The sequence below is a fragment of the Brevibacillus laterosporus genome, assembly GCF_030489605.1.
Taxonomy (GTDB): Bacteria; Bacillota; Bacilli; order Brevibacillales; family Brevibacillaceae; genus Brevibacillus_B; species Brevibacillus_B laterosporus_E.
In genome coordinates this window covers 131,563-147,341 of record NZ_JAUKFY010000006.1, presented here as the reverse complement: position 1 = coordinate 147,341, position 15,779 = coordinate 131,563, and the positions used below count along the sequence as shown (strand labels likewise).

The window sequence follows — 15,779 nt, the reverse complement described above, 5'->3', positions numbered from 1 at the left end:
TAAATCTCGTTCTATTGATAAGTCCTGTAGCATTAATAAATCTGTTTGGAAAGCTATCATCACCTTTATTAATTCCGAGTATTCATTTACTTGTTACATTTTAGGGCTTGGTATCTTCCTATATCAGCGTAATCGAGAAGAATGGCAAAGTTATTATGTTTTCAGCGTTAGAGCCTGTTTTTATGGAGGGGCTATTCTGTGCTTTGCCTTGCTTGGTGGTCTTTTTCCTCAACTGTCATTGAGAGGGATTTATTCGGTATTATGCAGGATTTACTACTCTAGGGATTTTAGCAGCGATTGGATCTTACTATTTGCGTAGGGCACGCGTTCGTATGTAGTTTTCATGTAAAAGGAGAGCCTTGTTGTCATAAGCTAGATTGGAATGGGTATTCCACTGTTTGGCTTTGCAACAAGGTTATTTTTTTTTAAAACGTTTAAAACATGGATTGACCCAGCAAGTTTACTTTTATGACAAGAGGGGATCGGCAAAGCATAACTTATTGATTATAATAAATGAAACATTCTGTCTATCAGGAGCTGATTACTTGCTGTTCCATGATGATGATTTTAGTGTAGAAATGTGGGGTTTCTTTTTTGACCTTTTAGAAACGTAGTTGCGTGAACTTATAGACAAAGTGGTTTATTTGCCTCAACAGTACCGAGGACATAGGATCTAAGTTTCGGCAAACAAGCACTATTGATAGGATAAAAAATCATCTGATGAACTCAGTCAAAAATGTGCTAAAGGAGGTAGGGTATACTTGAGGATTAACATTTATTCAGCTTCGATTATTGTGTTGATAGCTGTTGTTTCAGTAATAGTATATTTTACTGTTTGGCCGTGGATTATGATATCTTTGGGAATTTCCTCACTTCCAAATCCAACAAAACCTGAAATCACATCCGGTGAGTTTTTGTTTCGCTTAGTTTATATGATTAATGGAGAAACGAAAGTAATTGAAGATACTTTGATGTGAGTGCGACGGAATTGAAATGGATGAATGGGAAATACCGTAAATGGAAGGAACGTCTAGGTAGCGGAAATCAAAAAGTACTTTTATTAAATGCGGATGGTGCTCCAGGAATAGCATTTAATAACAAGGCTCTGTTATATCTTAGTATCGATAAATTGAGTAAATTAAAGGAAACCCAATTTAGATGGTTTCCCTTAATTTACTCAATTCCAATCAATTTATATCTTATAGTTCTCAATCAACATTTAAGAAGGAGTTATTTTTCCACCAACTTTAAACAATAACGGAATAAGTGCCAATAAAATAATTCCTACAACAAATGTAGATACGACTAACTCTTTCCATACAATCAAATTCTTTGAAAACATTTGATAGATAACTAATGAATTTATTGGAATGTTAAGTAATAAGCCAGTAAGAAGTCCAGGTGCATACTTTTTCATCAAAACGGTCGCAATCAGGTGTGGAAAAATAGCATTAAAAATCATTGAACCTAAAAAGCCAATAAAAATCCATTTTGCAATATCTGATTCTGGCATATATAAATAACTAAATCCAGATAAATAAGCCAAAATTGTTATAAAAATGACAGCAAAATGAAATTCACTCGAAGTAACTGGCTTTTGAAACTTTGAAGAGTGCTGTGACCACTTAGGCAACCAAATTGCTTCCTCGATATTATGAAGTGTAATAGCAAAACAAAAAAATACTACGAGATAATAATCCATCTATCTTTTCCCCCACCCATAAAGAAACTTACATCGTTCATTCAATAAGAATAACATATTGAATTTTGATAGTCTCAAACTTTCATATATGTCGGTCATTTCAAATACATATGATGTTGATAGAAATTCCTTGATATGTTGTTTAGTGCTTTCGTTACTGCGAATATCAACAAATAAAAACCAAGCAAGGTAGTTATCAAGATATTTTGTAGCTTACGCCTTTAAATCGGTCTAACCATTGTTTTAAACGTGAATGGAGTCCGTTGACGTTTTGGATGTGATACAAGCCCTTAATAACGTGTTTTCCATCGTCTGATTTTATCCGATAATGTTCTAAACCTTTTTCTTTTGCATAGGTTTTGTAAGCCCTCCAAGCATCGCTTACAAGCACGTTTTCGTTGGAAAGTTTAGCACCAATTAATGTATCAACTTTCGCTTTAATATACGCCCCATACAAGCAACTTGGGAGACGGTTGCTTTTGTTCGGTCTCTGGCAACGAGAACACAAACCTGTTCGTGGCTTATTCCTCTATGTTTGGATTTACCGCCACATTGCCCTTTTTGAGAGTATAGGAAACAGGTCACGTCAATTTCAACGATACCTTCAAAATTCTCGAAATCCATTTGTTTCAAAGCGTTTAACAGTTTGTGTCTTCAATAAAAAAGAGTAATCCAAGTAACCCCTATGATTTCAGCCGATTTTCGCAAGGAATATCCTTTAAACATACATTCAACAAAGGTAATCCATTCATTGCCTTTTCGAGTTCGGTACAAAACGGTGTTGGTTGTGTCGGTAAAAATCTTGTTGCAACACTTACATCGATACCGTTGCCGACCATTATATTTCCGAACCGAACAGCGTGTTCAGATGCACAATGAGGACACTCGAATCCTTCCTTGAAGCGAGTTTCCCTCATTTCATTGATTAAACGACCACCAGCAGAGGAAGAAGGTTCAACATAGCCTTTAACCCATTGATATAATTGTTCTTTTTTGTGTGTGGTAATTTATTGATATACCTTAACAAGTTGCTAAACGCTTTGCTCACCTCGAAACCCTCCCCCGAATGCTTGTTCCTATGTTAATTATATCAAGATTTCAGACAGGTTCAAATATCAACATTTACTTTTAACAGAGCCAATAACAAAAAAACATTAAGCCAAGTAGTATATTATGAACCAGGACTGGCTTGGTATTATATGGGCGATTATGAACGTGGTAACGGATATGAACATAGTTTTCCAAATGCTTCGGTTTCAGAACAGTATCAGGATGGAAGTGGTGCGGCGAATGGTATTATACAAGAAGATGAATTGCTTAAAAAATACAATATTAGATTGATAAGTTGAGATTATACCCAACCAATAAAAATGATTTTTCAGCAACCAAAAAATAAGAGGAGCTGAAGAATTTCCCCACTGAAAACCAGAGAGTCGTAGATGTAAAGCAGATTAATCCTATGATTTTATCGAGTGCAAAAAATGAAGTGAATCGGTTGTTAAAAAATGGAAAATAATTTAAACTAGAGAAAGTAAAAAAGTTTGAATTAGTAGAAGGATTGGATAGGAGAGTAATTTTATCTTTTGATTGGTTAATTGAAGGTGGAAGTGCTACTGTCGAAATAGAAGAAAAAACAGGCCGAATATTCAATGCCCGAATATTTCTTCCATTCAATGATTTACGTTCCGACCGGATCCAAAATGTTCAATCATATGTAAAACAAATTAATGAAAACGCAATGAAATTTAATAGAGTGAACATTACGATTGATAATAGAGAAGATACTAAAAAACATACTAAAAAACATACTAAAAAACATACAGCAAGTTTCTTTACACTTAACTACAACGGTAACCCTAACTTCATAGAAATCGATTTGTCTACAGGAAAAATGAAGGAGTACCATATTCGCATGGATGCAAAGTATGCAGATCAGAAGTATGCTAACATTGCTAAGAAAGCATTAGGTTCCATCGGGTTAATTTCTCAGTTACGAGAAGCTGTACGTTCAAACGAAACGTTGCGAGGGGATGGAAGTAGTTACAAAACAGATGTTTGGAAATTTGAAACTGTAGATGGTGATAGTATCACTGTAGGAGCAAAAACAGGTCGGGTTTATAGTTTGCACTTAACCTCCAGTGATTTTGATTTGCCAGATAAAGAAATATCAGGTTCTGAAGTAACGCCAAAGGCTAAAATCATTTTGGAGAAGGTTTTTGGAATGGATGGCAATGACTTCAAGTCAGCATACAGACATAGGTATAGTTCTTACATTATGGAGAAAACGGATGGAACAGTAGCCTTTGTACGTGTGACAAGTAAAGGCAAGATTGATTTTATTGGTTTAAAGACTGCATACTTAAAGAGTATTCTTGATAATGGATCCAAGGGTCTTTGGATGACAGTCTATTTGCAAAGTTGATACTTTTAAAATAAGGTAGAGCTTTTATTTATACATACAATACCCTCTAGGAAGCCCTAGAGGGTCAATTTTATTTTACATAAAAAATGAATCACCTTACCTTGAAATGTAGCACAAGTTATCAAAAATATTTTCTGCAGGAAGTGTAAGATTAATATCCAAGAGGTGTTGACGAATGGATTACTTCGAAAGAATACAAGATTCCATTGAATTCATCGAAAAGAATCTGCAAGAGGAACTGAAAATTAGTGAAATTTCTGCGAAATCTTGTTTTTCAGCGTTTCATTTCCAACGAATTTTTCAAGCTATTACAGGTTTTTCTGTACAGGAATATATAAGAAGCAGAAGACTTTCAGAAGCTGCTGTATTACTGAAGGAAACACGAAAGAACATATTGGAAATAGCGTTATTTTTTCAATATGGTTCCCAAGAAGCATTTACCCGAGCATTTATAAATTGTTTTGGATTGACCCCAGCTAAATATAGAAGAGGGGGAACTATGATAAAACACCAAAAAAAAATTAACTTTTTGGATTACAAAAATAAGACGAGAGGTGAGCTTGTTATGAATAAACCTGAAATTGTTGTTTTAAATAAGAAACATATTATTGGTTATGAGTACAAAACGAATTTAAATCATGAACAATATTTTAAGGAAATTCCTACATTCTATACTGATTTTGGAAAAAACAGATATTATCAGAGGATTCCAAGGAGAACTTCACCTAATATGTCATTTGGTATATCGACAAATTTTCATGATGAAGGTCATTTTTCTTTTATTATTGGGGAAGAAGTGAAGGAAATAAATACAGAATTAGAAAAGGGTTTCGTGAATCTTGAAATTCCCGGGGGTAAATATGCTAAATTCAAGGTCAGCGGCACCACTGATTTAGTTCAAAATACAAGAAGATACATTTATGGTACATGGTTACTAAACTTTAAATATGACAGAAGAGAGGGGCCTGATTTTGAGATTACAGATGTCTTGAACTCAAGATATCCAAATGAAATGAAAATGAAAATATATATACCAATCTAATACTCTAAGGGAGAGATGAATAAAATGAATCTTGGAAAGATTTTTGGGGATTTTCCAGTATTGGAGTCTGAACATTTAATATTGAAAAAAATAGAACAGGAGCATTTACATGAAGTCTATACAATCTACGGCAATGATAAAGTATTTGCATATTGTGGGATTATTCCTAAGCATAATTTACAAACTGTAAGGAAAATGATTGACCATTTTGATAGAGATTATCATAAAAAAAGCAGAATTAAATGGGGGATTTTTCAAAAAAATCAAGAGAATAAGCTGGTTGGAATTATGGAATGTATGGATTTTAATCAAAAAGTGAATATGGTATCGATTGGATACTTTTTGGCAGAGGAATACTGGGGGAAAGGCATTGCAACTGAATCGGTTGGAGAATTGGTAAGATTTTTATTTGAAGAGGTTGATGTTAATAGAATCCAAGCAGAGATCATGCCTGAAAACCAGATTTCAAAGAAAGTTATCGTAAAAAATGGATTTATAAAAGAAGGGTTATTAAGGCAAGCTTTTTTATGGTCTGGTAAAGGTGTAATCGATTTAGAAATATATGGATTACTAAAGGGGGACTACATCAATCGTAACATCAGGAATATCTCAAATGATGAGGATTTCCGATGAATACGTATTCCATAAGCAACAAAAGTATTGTACGATAAGCTAAACGCTTTGAAATGGGAGTTGTTAGCTGATGATGTGGTCACCATTATTTGAAAATGATGTACCTGTAGTTATTCTTCCTTAACGGTAGAATAATTGCATCTCCGTTAAGGACAGAAATTGTCCATCTAAAACGGAGGGTACAACATGAAAAAATTATTAGGCTCTTTATATTTATCACTCGCTGCTAGCATTTGGGGCGGGATGTACGTAGTTGTAAAAGCAGTGGTAGACCTCGTACCACCGCTTGAATTAGTATGGTTTCGCTATGTAATTGCCATTTGTGCATTGCTAATGATTGGCGTTACAACAAAACAATCATGGCGGATTGAAAAACGAGACTGGCCATCCATTATCATCATTGGCCTTATTGGAAATACCCTTTCAATCGTGACTCAGGAAGTTGGCACGATGCTTTCTACTGCACAAACAGGGGCTATTATCACTTCAACGACACCTGCATTTATGGTGCTATTTGCGCGTATTTTTTAAAAAGAAAAAATTACGTATAAAAAGGCAATCTCTATTTTTTTAGCAACGATTGGTGTTTGTATTATTGTTGGAAATGGGCATATTGATTCGTCTCATACTTGGGGGCTTATCGCTGCTTATTGCCGCACTGACGTGGTCACTTATGTCTGTTCTGATTAAACGTGTACCGGAGCATTATTCGCCAATTGTCGTAACGAGCTATGCCATTCTTGTTGCGATTGTTGTGCTAACCCCTTTTACGATTGGTCGATTAGCTAAGCTCGATTTTCAAACCATGACGCATCCAACTATTTGGGGCGGGCTTTTATACTTGGGGGTTATCTCGACTGCATGTGCCTTTTTCCTGTGGAATCGTGGACTGCAACTGCTTAATGCTTCAAGTGGCGGATTATTTTTCTTTTTCCAGCCAATCGTCGGTACTTTTTTAGGGTGGATATTACTAGGTGAACAGATTGGTTTCTCTTTTTGGATAGGTACGATATTAATCTTTATTGGTGTAATACTGGTCATTCGCGAAGGATAAACATCAGGAAAAAGCTGATCGGTATCACTTGCTGATCAGCTTTTTTGTGTAGAAATCAGTTTGTTTTTTCGTCACGTTTTCTCCATGGATTATGGGTCCCTTCTGTTTTTTCTATACAAGAAGAGATGCTATGATAGGATTAAGCATGCTTTCTGACAAAAAATGAGAAGTGTTAGAGACAAGTAAGGGGGACTTTATGCTAAAACGTTACGTAACAGCGGGCGCTATACTAGCATTGTTGGGTGTAGCTTTGGGAGCTTTTGGTGCTCATGTACTTGAAAAGATGCTAGATGCCAAAAGTTTAACCACTTTTGAAACAGGAGTGCGTTACCAAATGTATCATGCCCTAGGCCTGCTATTCGTTGGGTTGTTAGGGAAGCAAGTAGGGGAAACCGCCATGCTGAAATGGGCTGGTACTTTTTTATTGGCTGGGATTCTCATTTTCTCAGGCTCCTTGTATCTCTTATGTGTAACGGGAGTCAAAATGCTAGGTGCTATCACTCCGATCGGTGGTGTCTGCTTCTTGTTAGGCTGGTTGTTTGTGATTCTGGCAGTGAGGAAGAAATCATAAGAGGAGCACCGGTGCAGCTTGTCCCTCACCAAACGTTCGTTTACGGTTAACGTTTAGGTGAATAGTCCAGAAGCTCCTCAAATGAGTGATATTCATAATTAATTTACGTACTAGGCAGGTAATCTGCTTTGGGTCCATAAGGCATGGTAGCTGTGGACCCAAAGCAAGTAAGTAGCTTTGCCAGAATGATGGGCTTACTTTATAGCCATTCATTAAAAGTACGAATGTACCATTTTTTTATGAGATGGGTGAGAAGTGCATAGCAAAGTAAGATGCCAGCCAGCCAAGGGAAATATTCGAGTGGTAACGGCTGTAAGCCAACACTTGCTCCAAAAGTAGAGAATGGAATATAGATACCTGCTATCATCACGAGACTAGATAAAAGTAAAACGGGTAAACTAGCTCGGCTTTGAATAAATGGTATTTTTTCTGTACGAATCATATGCACAATAAGCGTCTGCGACAATAAGCCTTCGATAAACCAGCCGGATTGGAATAAGGATTGATCGGCAATAGTATTGGCTGCAAATACATAATACATGACGAAATAAGTTGCATAGTCGAAGATTGAACTAATAGGGCCAATGAAAAGCATGAAACGCCCTACCGATTTCGCATCCCATTTTCTTGGAGTCTGCAAAAACTTTTTGTCCATATTGTCCCAAGGAATGGACAGCTGTGAAATATCATAAAATAAATTTTGAATTAATAAATGAATGGGTAACATCGGAAGGAAGGGGAGAAATGCACTTGAGCCTAATACGCTAAATACGTTGCCAAAATTGGAGCTAGCTGTCATTTTGATATATTTAATAATGTTTCCGAATGTTCTACGCCCTTCCATTATTCCATCTTCTAAAACCAACAAGCTCTTTTCTAATAAAATGATGTCTGCCGATTCCTTTGCAATATCAACTGCTGAATCCACGGAAATTCCCACATCTGACTCGCGCAAGGATGCAGCATCATTGATTCCATCCCCCATAAACCCTACTGTATGTCCTTTGGATTGCAGCACACGAACGATTCTTGCCTTCTGTAACGGATTTAGCTTGGCAAACACAGTTGTTTTTTCAGCTAAATCAGCTAATATCTCATCCGTTACATCATCAATTTCGCTCCCAATAATTACCTGATCAACCTGAAGGCCTAAGTCTGTGCAAAGCTTACGAGCAACCACTGCATTATCTCCGGTAAGGACTTTAACATTGAGTCCGCTAGCATGCAGCTTTTTGATGGCGCTTGCGGCACTTTCCTTTGGTGGATCTAAAAACCCAAGAAAACCAACCAGAATTAATTCACTTTCGTCCTCGATGCTGTACGCATGATCCCGAGAATCACAAGATTTGACGGCAACGGCGATGACACGTAGACCATCTGTGTTTAAATCATGCACCGTTTTCTTCATGTTATCCGCTGCTTGTGATGTGAGAGGCATGAGCTGTCCGTTACTAGATACTTGAGAACAATGATCCAGAATTTCTTCTGCAGCTCCTTTGCAGATGAGAATACGTTCTTCATTGTTTTTTAATACCACTGACATGCGACGGCGATGAAAGTCGAAGGGGATTTCATCTATTTTTTGGTACTTTTCCTCGATCCCCGTAACATCGCTTTGTAGAGCATGCTCTACGACGGCAACATCGAGCAAGCTTTTTAGTCCTGTTTGATGGTAACTGTTCAAATAAGCATATTTCAATACATTCTTATCATCATTACCGTGAATATCTACATGTTTTTCTACAACGATTTTATCTTGTGTAAGTGTTCCTGTTTTATCGGTGCACAGAATATCCATAGCTCCTAAATTCTGAATCGCATTGAGCTTCTTTACGACTACCTTTTTGTGCGCCATGTTAATTGCGCCTTTGGCTAGATTGGCCGTTACAATAACGGGAAGCATTTCTGGCGTTAAGCCAACAGCGATGGATAATCCAAAGAAAAAGGCTTCCAACCAATCCCCTTTTGTAAAGCCGTTAATGAAGAAAATAATAGGGACCATAATCAGCATAAAGCGAATCAGGACAAAGGTGATACTATTGACTCCTTTATCAAAGCTTGTCAATGTACGCTTATCGACCAATGTTTTTGCCATGGAACCGAAGTAAGTAGAAGACCCGGTAGCTATCACTAGGGCAGTGGCGGCTCCGCTTATCACGTTGGTTCCCATATAACAAAGATTGGAACACTCTAATGCGTGAAGAGATTGTTCATCAGTAGACTGTTTTTCAACGGGGAAGGCTTCTCCGGTGAGAGCCGATTCACTTACGATCAGATTTTTAGAATCAAGGATGCGGACGTCTGCTGGAACAAGATCACCGGCTGATAAGTGAATGATGTCTCCTGGCACTAGCATCTCCATGTCGATCTCTTGTTTTATGGATAGGCGAGTTACAGTTGCAGTGGTTTTGACCATTGCTTTTAGTTTTTCTGCTGTCCGTCTGGAACGGAACTCTTGGGTAAAAGTGATCAGAACGCTAATGGAAACCATCGTGCTAATGATGATGGATGCTTCCAGATCATCTGAAAAATAAGAGAATATATCTAGCCCAAGCAATATTAGAATAAAGGGATTCTTGAAGCATAACAGGAGCTGGATGTACCAGGCTGCCTGTTTTTCTTGGGCAATTTGATTTTGACCGTATTGATTTAATCTCCTATTGACCTCTGATGCTGATAATCCTGTCATAGATGTAGCCAAGGCTTCCATTAGCTTATCGATATTCGATCTGGATGCGTCCAGGAGACGAGAAGAAATGTCGTGGTTCAACGATGCTTTCGTAATGTGTTTAGGTTGTTTCATGGTAGTACCTCCCGAGTGTGAAAAATAGACACAAAAAAACTCTCCCTGTAAAAGAGAGAGTAGCTGCACTATTTTTCTATGCACTCGCATGTCATGTACACATACTTACATACACCCGCGTTGTTGGTAAAGGAGGGCGAAAAAAGAGCATAGCAAACATGTAAGGGCATAGAAAATATGCTTCTCTCTTGTTACAGATAATTGATATAGCTGTCTGCATTGATTACTAGGACTGCCTTCCATGTGGAATCCCCCCTTTACAAAATGAAAAACCCTCTAGGATAACTAGAGGGTTTTGAAATATGCATAGCCAAAAAAAGCATTTTCGCTCCCCCTAGTCGAGTTTTGGCACTATACAACGTAAAGAGAGCAACACAATCTCTTAGCCACCTTAAGAAAAGCCTTAATCCGACAGTTCCTGTTCTACCCATGGGCATCTTTCGATATTTCTGGGCAGTGGCCTATGTTTGTATAGGAGCCTCACCTAACGAGGACTTAATTGTTAAAGTGAATGATACTGGTACAATTCGGAATTGTCAATAGCAAAATCAATTTTGGTTCCTAATTTCCTAGATAAGCCTGTTCAAAAAGATTCTTTAAATCCTCAATACTAGGAGAACGCGGATTCGTAATTGTACATTTATCCTTCATAGCTATCTCGGCTAAATTATCCAGTTCCTTATAAAACTCCTCTTTTTTTACTCCTGCTTCTTTTAGAGACGCGGGCATTCCTAAATCCTTTCGAAGCTTTTTCACTGCGATGATTAGATTTTTTACTCCGTTTCGTGTATCAGAGGAGGGTAAATTCAAAAGCTTGGCGATTTCCGCATATTTACTGGCCGCTATGCTGAAATTTCGATCTGTATACCCTTTAATGTGGGCATTGTATTCAATAACGTACGGCAACACGATGCCATTGCTTCTCCCATGAGGGATATGAAATTTGGCTCCAATAATATGCGCCATACTGTGGCTAATACCCAGCGAGGCCGCATTAAAGGCAAGGCCGGCTATACAGGAGGCATTATGCATTTTCTCACGTGAGAGATCATCTTCCCCATTTTGAAATGATTTTTCTAAATAGGCAAACACAAGTCGTATGGCTTTCTCCGAGAAGGCGTCCGTAAAATCTGAGGCAAGCGTAGATACGTAGGCTTCCAGAGCATGTGTGAGCACATCGATTCCGGTATCAGCTGTTATAAATGGAGGGACAGTTTTTACGAGTTCTGGGTCAAGGATTGCTTCAGTGGGGAGCATTTCATCAGAGACGAGCGGGTATTTTACATTTTTAGTACGATCTGTAACAACTGAAAAGCTTGTTACCTCAGAACCAGTTCCACTCGTAGTTGGGACGGCGATGAATGTTACCTCTTTTGTAATCGCTTCTTTTTGATTCAGGCGATTTTGAAACAGACAAATTGCCTTTGCTGCATCAATTGCTGATCCGCCCCCTAAAGCAATCACGACATCAGGGTCGGCTGCACTCATGACCTGTATGCCATTCACGATGTTTTCGAGGGGAGGATCTGGCACGATATTATGAAAAATGGTGATATGTTCGTTTTTTTTCTCTAACTGAAACTTTACCTTATCAATCATCCCGGACTTAATCATGAAGGGATCGGTTACCACAAAAATACGTTTATTCTCTATACGCTGAAGACTAGATAATGCATCTGTCCCAAAATGAATGCTTGTTTTTATTTGAAAATGGTTCATATCTGTCTCCTTTCCGCTCACCATATTTCTATTACAAGGTAGGATTCCGATTTAATAGCTTTCTCCTTTTATAAGCAGACATAGTGTTATTTTATGTTTCGTCAGCTTGATTTATTTTAACCATTTTTTCATAAATACATGTTTGACATAAAGCATACTTTGTCTAGCTAACAATCATACTAACTATGAAGTGTGGTGATGAAGCATATGGAAGAGAAACAACGTGTCATTCAAGAATATGTTCCAGGAAAGCAGGTGACTCTAGCCCACTTGATTGCAAATCCCAATCCTGATCTATACAAAAAGCTGGGGCTTCTCTCTGAAAATATCAAAGCGATTGGAATCCTTACGATTACGCCAAGCGAGGCTTCCATCATTGCAGCAGATGTAGCCACCAAATCTGCAGATGTCTCTATTGGTTTCGTAGATAGATTCAGTGGTTCACTTGTCATTACCGGTGATATCTCAAGTGTGGAATCTGCGCTACGAGAGGTACTGAAAATGCTCTCTGAAGTTTTACATTTTTCAGCTACATCTATAACGAGGTCATAGCTATGGGAAAAATCATGATGCTAGTAGGCAGGACGGGCTGTGGAAAAACAACTCTGACTCAAGCTCTTATGAATACAAAACTCAGCTACCATAAAACACAGATGATTGAAACTGTAGAAAATATTATTGATACGCCTGGTGAGTATATTGAGAACCGTAATTATTACCGTGCACTTATCGTAACCTCAGCAGAGTGTGATTTGATTGGATTCGTACAAGCTTGCACGGATCAAGCTAGTTTGTTCCCGGTTCAATTTGCTAGCGCCTTTGCTAAACCAGTGATTGGGATTGTTACTAAAGTAGATCGGTGTAATCAAAAGGAAGAGTTGGAGCGTGCCGAACAGTTTTTACGTGACGCAGGAGCACAACAAATTTTTCATGTGAGTAGCTATGAAAAACAAGGTCTTGAGAAGATCAAGGAATTGCTCGCAGGAAACACTTGAGGTGGTAACAGTATGAAAGAGGAAGTGCTTAGTGTCGGAATAGACATAGGTACATCAACCACACAACTTGTATTTAGCAAGATTGGCATCGAAAATACAGCATCTGCTTTTGGAGTTCCGCGAATTACGATCGTGGATAAAGAGATTATCTATCGAAGCGACATTCATTTTACTCCGTTACGTTCACAGACCGAGATTGATAGCGACGCGGTTCGCAGGATTGTAGAAAAGGAGTATCAGCAAGCACATGTTCGGCCCAATGACGTGCAAACAGGTGCTGTCATTATCACTGGCGAGACTGCTCGAAAGCAAAATGCAAGGGACGTATTGCAGAGTTTGAGTGGTTTCGCTGGAGATTTTGTTGTGGCAACAGCCGGTCCTGATCTTGAATCCATTATTTCGGCAAAGGGAGCTGGAATGGACAAGGTATCAGAAGAGAAGGGGGCTAGTCTTGTCAATTTAGACATTGGAGGTGGTACAACCAATTTAGCTGTATTTAACGACGGAGAATTGGTGAATACAGGGTGTTTGGATATTGGAGGCAGGCTCATAAAAATCGAACCCTCTTCACGTAAAATTACCTACATTGCTGATAAAATCAAGCAGCTAATCAACGAGAGAAACTTACAGGTAAAAGAAGGGGATACAGCTGATATCGAGCAGTTGCGGAAAGTAGTAATAGAAATGGTAAGCCTGCTGGAGCAATCTGTCAATCTGACACAGCGTACCCCATTTTATTCAACCATTGTAACCCATCATGGGATTGATGAGCGGATTCACCCGCAATACATCTCCTTCTCTGGCGGGGTGGCTGATTATGTCTATCATCCTGAAGCAGATGATGTGCTAGCTTACGGGGATATAGGAATTTTGCTAGGACAAGCGATTCGCCAATCATCTCTTTGCGAAAAACTGAAATTGGTGCAAGCTGCAGAGACGATCCGGGCAACTGTCGTTGGAGCAGGGACGCATACAACCGAGATAAGTGGGAGCACGATTACATACACAGAGGAAAACTTTCCTATGAAAAATCTGCCTATTTTAAAGCTGACAGAAGAGGATGAGTCACAAGGATTTGCTCATTTACAAAATGTCCTACAGGAAAAATTACGTTGGTTCATATTAGAAAACGAATGGCAACCTGTCGCCATTGCTATTCGTGGGAAAAAAAGCCCAAGCTTTACAGAAATTCAGGAGCTTTCCAAAGCTTTAATCGGTGGTATGGAGGCGTTAATAAAAGCAGATTTGCCCATGGTAGTAATTGTTGAAATGGATTTTGCCAAAGTGTTAGGTCAGACGATGCATAGGCAACTGCAATTTTCGAAAGAGGTTATATGCATTGACAGCATCCGCTTAGAAAACGGCGATTACATCGATATAGGAAAACCACTGGCAAACGGCCGTGTGCTGCCTGTAATCATTAAAACTCTAGTATTTCATTCCTAACAGTTATGAGGTGACGGCGTTGAAACTTAAAACAACCCTTTTTGGCAATGACTATCAATTTAAAAATGTGATGGACGTCATGGCAAAAGCAAACGAAGAAAAATCAGGAGATAAATTGGCTGGCCTCGCTGCAGAAAGCTCAGAAGAGAGGGTAGCAGCAAAAATTGTGCTGAGTGAATTTACAATGGCTGATTTGCGTAATAATCCAGCTATTCCTTATGAAGAAGATGAAGTGACACGGATCATTCAGGATGGAGTCAACGAAAAAATTTATAACGAAATAAAGAACTGGACAGTCTCTGAGCTACGTGAATGGATTCTTGACGAAAATACAACAGAGGAAAATATCAAGAGAATCAGCAGGGGGCTAACCAGCGAAATGGTTGCCGCGGTCACGAAGCTTATGTCGAATTTGGACCTTATTTATGGAGCAAAAAAAATCCGTATTCAGGCCCACTGTAATACAACAATTGGCTATGAGGGCACTCTGTCAGCTCGATTGCAGCCTAACCATCCCACAGATGATCCAGACGGAATTACAGCTTCCTTAATGGAAGGGCTTACTTTTGGCATTGGTGATGCTGTTATTGGATTAAATCCCGTAGATGATTCCGTTGAAAGTGTAAGTCGGGTATTGAAGAGATTTGAGGATTTTAAGCAAAAGTGGTCAATTCCTACACAAAACTGTGTGTTAGCCCATGTGACTACCCAGATGGAGGCAATCCGCAGGGGGGCTCCAGCCGACCTTATTTTCCAAAGTATTGCTGGTACTCAAAAGGGAAATGAAGCATTCGGAATTACAGGCGACATGATTGAAGAGGCACGTCAGTTGGCACACAGAGAAGGAACGGCAACCGGGCCAAATGTCATGTATTTTGAGACCGGACAAGGCTCTGAGCTATCTTCTGAGGCTCATCATGGCGTGGATCAGGTAACGCTGGAAGCTCGTTGCTATGGTTTTGCCAAGAAGTACGACCCGTTCCTGGTAAATACCGTAGTGGGATTCATTGGACCTGAATATCTGTACAACAGTAAGCAGGTTATTCGCGCAGGCTTGGAAGATCATTTCATGGGGAAACTAACCGGTATTTCCATGGGCTGTGATGCTTGCTATACGAACCATATGAAAGCGGATCAAAACGATATCGAGAATTTGGCGGTTCTCTTATCCGCGGCTGGCTGTAACTATTTCATGGGCATTCCCCATGGAGACGATGTGATGCTCAACTATCAAACAACTGGTTATCATGAAACAGCAACTCTGCGTGAACTACTTCATTTAAGGCCGATTAGTGAGTTTGAGAAATGGATGGAAAAAATGGGATTCATCGAGAATGGTAAGCTAACAAAACGCGCTGGGGATGCATCTGTTTTCCTAGCGTAAGGAATGGA

Annotated in this window: 13 protein-coding genes, 2 pseudogenes and 1 riboswitch; of the genes and pseudogenes, 11 read left to right on the top strand and 4 right to left on the bottom strand. The window is 38.9% G+C overall.

All coding sequences use genetic code 11. The annotated features are described in order from the left end of the window. Positions 1-398: 398 nt before the first annotated feature. Positions 399-614: a hypothetical protein gene (locus QZ995_RS09270; RefSeq protein ID WP_301805884.1), complete on the top strand. Its 216-nt coding sequence runs from the start codon at positions 399-401 to the stop codon at positions 612-614. Between the two features lie 147 nt (positions 615-761). Continuing rightward, positions 762-977: a hypothetical protein gene (locus tag QZ995_RS09265; protein WP_301805883.1), complete on the top strand. Its 216-nt coding sequence runs from the start codon at positions 762-764 to the stop codon at positions 975-977. A gap of 242 nt (positions 978-1,219) precedes the next feature. On the opposite strand, the gene QZ995_RS09260 is transcribed toward QZ995_RS09265, so the two are convergent. After that, positions 1,220-1,702 carry an HXXEE domain-containing protein gene (locus QZ995_RS09260; RefSeq protein WP_301805881.1) on the bottom strand — a complete coding sequence of 161 codons (483 nt, stop codon included), beginning with the start codon at positions 1,700-1,702 and terminating at the stop codon, positions 1,220-1,222. Then, a pseudogene (locus QZ995_RS09255) lies at positions 1,703-2,750 on the bottom strand (IS1595 family transposase). Between the two features lie 510 nt (positions 2,751-3,260). On the opposite strand from QZ995_RS09255, the gene QZ995_RS09250 reads away from it, so the two are divergent. The 5 genes and pseudogenes from QZ995_RS09250 to QZ995_RS09230 all read left to right on the top strand — a co-directional run bounded on the left by QZ995_RS09250 (position 3,261) and on the right by QZ995_RS09230 (position 7,424). After that, on the top strand, positions 3,261-4,124 hold the full coding sequence (locus QZ995_RS09250) for a hypothetical protein (RefSeq protein ID WP_301805880.1): 864 nt from the start codon (positions 3,261-3,263) through the stop codon (positions 4,122-4,124). Positions 4,125-4,299: 175 nt separating this feature from the next. Further along, positions 4,300-5,166: an AraC family transcriptional regulator gene (locus tag QZ995_RS09245; RefSeq protein WP_301805878.1), complete on the top strand. Its 867-nt coding sequence runs from the start codon at positions 4,300-4,302 to the stop codon at positions 5,164-5,166. Positions 5,167-5,190: 24 nt separating this feature from the next. Continuing rightward, entirely contained in the window at positions 5,191-5,799 is a 609-nt protein-coding gene (locus QZ995_RS09240) for a GNAT family N-acetyltransferase (RefSeq protein ID WP_301805967.1), read from the top strand. 186 nt (positions 5,800-5,985) lie between these two features. Then, positions 5,986-6,853: pseudogene (locus QZ995_RS09235) on the top strand (DMT family transporter). A gap of 196 nt (positions 6,854-7,049) precedes the next feature. Next, complete coding sequence (locus QZ995_RS09230) at positions 7,050-7,424, top strand: DUF423 domain-containing protein (RefSeq protein ID WP_301805875.1); 375 nt, start codon at positions 7,050-7,052, stop codon at positions 7,422-7,424. Between the two features lie 199 nt (positions 7,425-7,623). On the opposite strand, the gene mgtA is transcribed toward QZ995_RS09230, so the two are convergent. Both mgtA and QZ995_RS09220 read right to left on the bottom strand, forming a co-directional pair. Beyond that, complete coding sequence (gene mgtA, locus QZ995_RS09225; protein ID WP_301805873.1) at positions 7,624-10,227, bottom strand: magnesium-translocating P-type ATPase; 2,604 nt, start codon at positions 10,225-10,227, stop codon at positions 7,624-7,626. Between the two features lie 323 nt (positions 10,228-10,550). Next, a riboswitch (M-box (ykoK) riboswitch) is annotated at positions 10,551-10,726 on the bottom strand. A 62-nt stretch (positions 10,727-10,788) separates the two neighbouring features. Next, complete coding sequence (locus tag QZ995_RS09220; protein WP_301805868.1) at positions 10,789-11,946, bottom strand: 1-propanol dehydrogenase PduQ; 1,158 nt, start codon at positions 11,944-11,946, stop codon at positions 10,789-10,791. A 198-nt stretch (positions 11,947-12,144) separates the two neighbouring features. On the opposite strand from QZ995_RS09220, the gene QZ995_RS09215 reads away from it, so the two are divergent. Genes QZ995_RS09215 through QZ995_RS09200 form a run of 4 tightly spaced genes read left to right on the top strand, consistent with a single transcriptional unit; the run spans position 12,145 to position 15,771 of the window. Beyond that, positions 12,145-12,498 (top strand): BMC domain-containing protein, encoded by a 354-nt coding sequence (locus QZ995_RS09215; protein WP_003339475.1) that lies wholly within the window; start codon positions 12,145-12,147, stop codon positions 12,496-12,498. Between the two features lie 2 nt (positions 12,499-12,500). Further along, complete coding sequence (locus tag QZ995_RS09210) at positions 12,501-12,941, top strand: EutP/PduV family microcompartment system protein (RefSeq protein ID WP_301805863.1); 441 nt, start codon at positions 12,501-12,503, stop codon at positions 12,939-12,941. A 12-nt stretch (positions 12,942-12,953) separates the two neighbouring features. After that, complete coding sequence (gene eutA / locus QZ995_RS09205) at positions 12,954-14,387, top strand: ethanolamine ammonia-lyase reactivating factor EutA (protein ID WP_301805860.1); 1,434 nt, start codon at positions 12,954-12,956, stop codon at positions 14,385-14,387. Positions 14,388-14,406: 19 nt separating this feature from the next. Continuing rightward, positions 14,407-15,771, top strand: coding sequence for an ethanolamine ammonia-lyase subunit EutB (locus QZ995_RS09200; RefSeq protein ID WP_301805859.1), 1,365 nt, complete (start codon positions 14,407-14,409; stop codon positions 15,769-15,771). Positions 15,772-15,779: the final 8 nt, after the last annotated feature.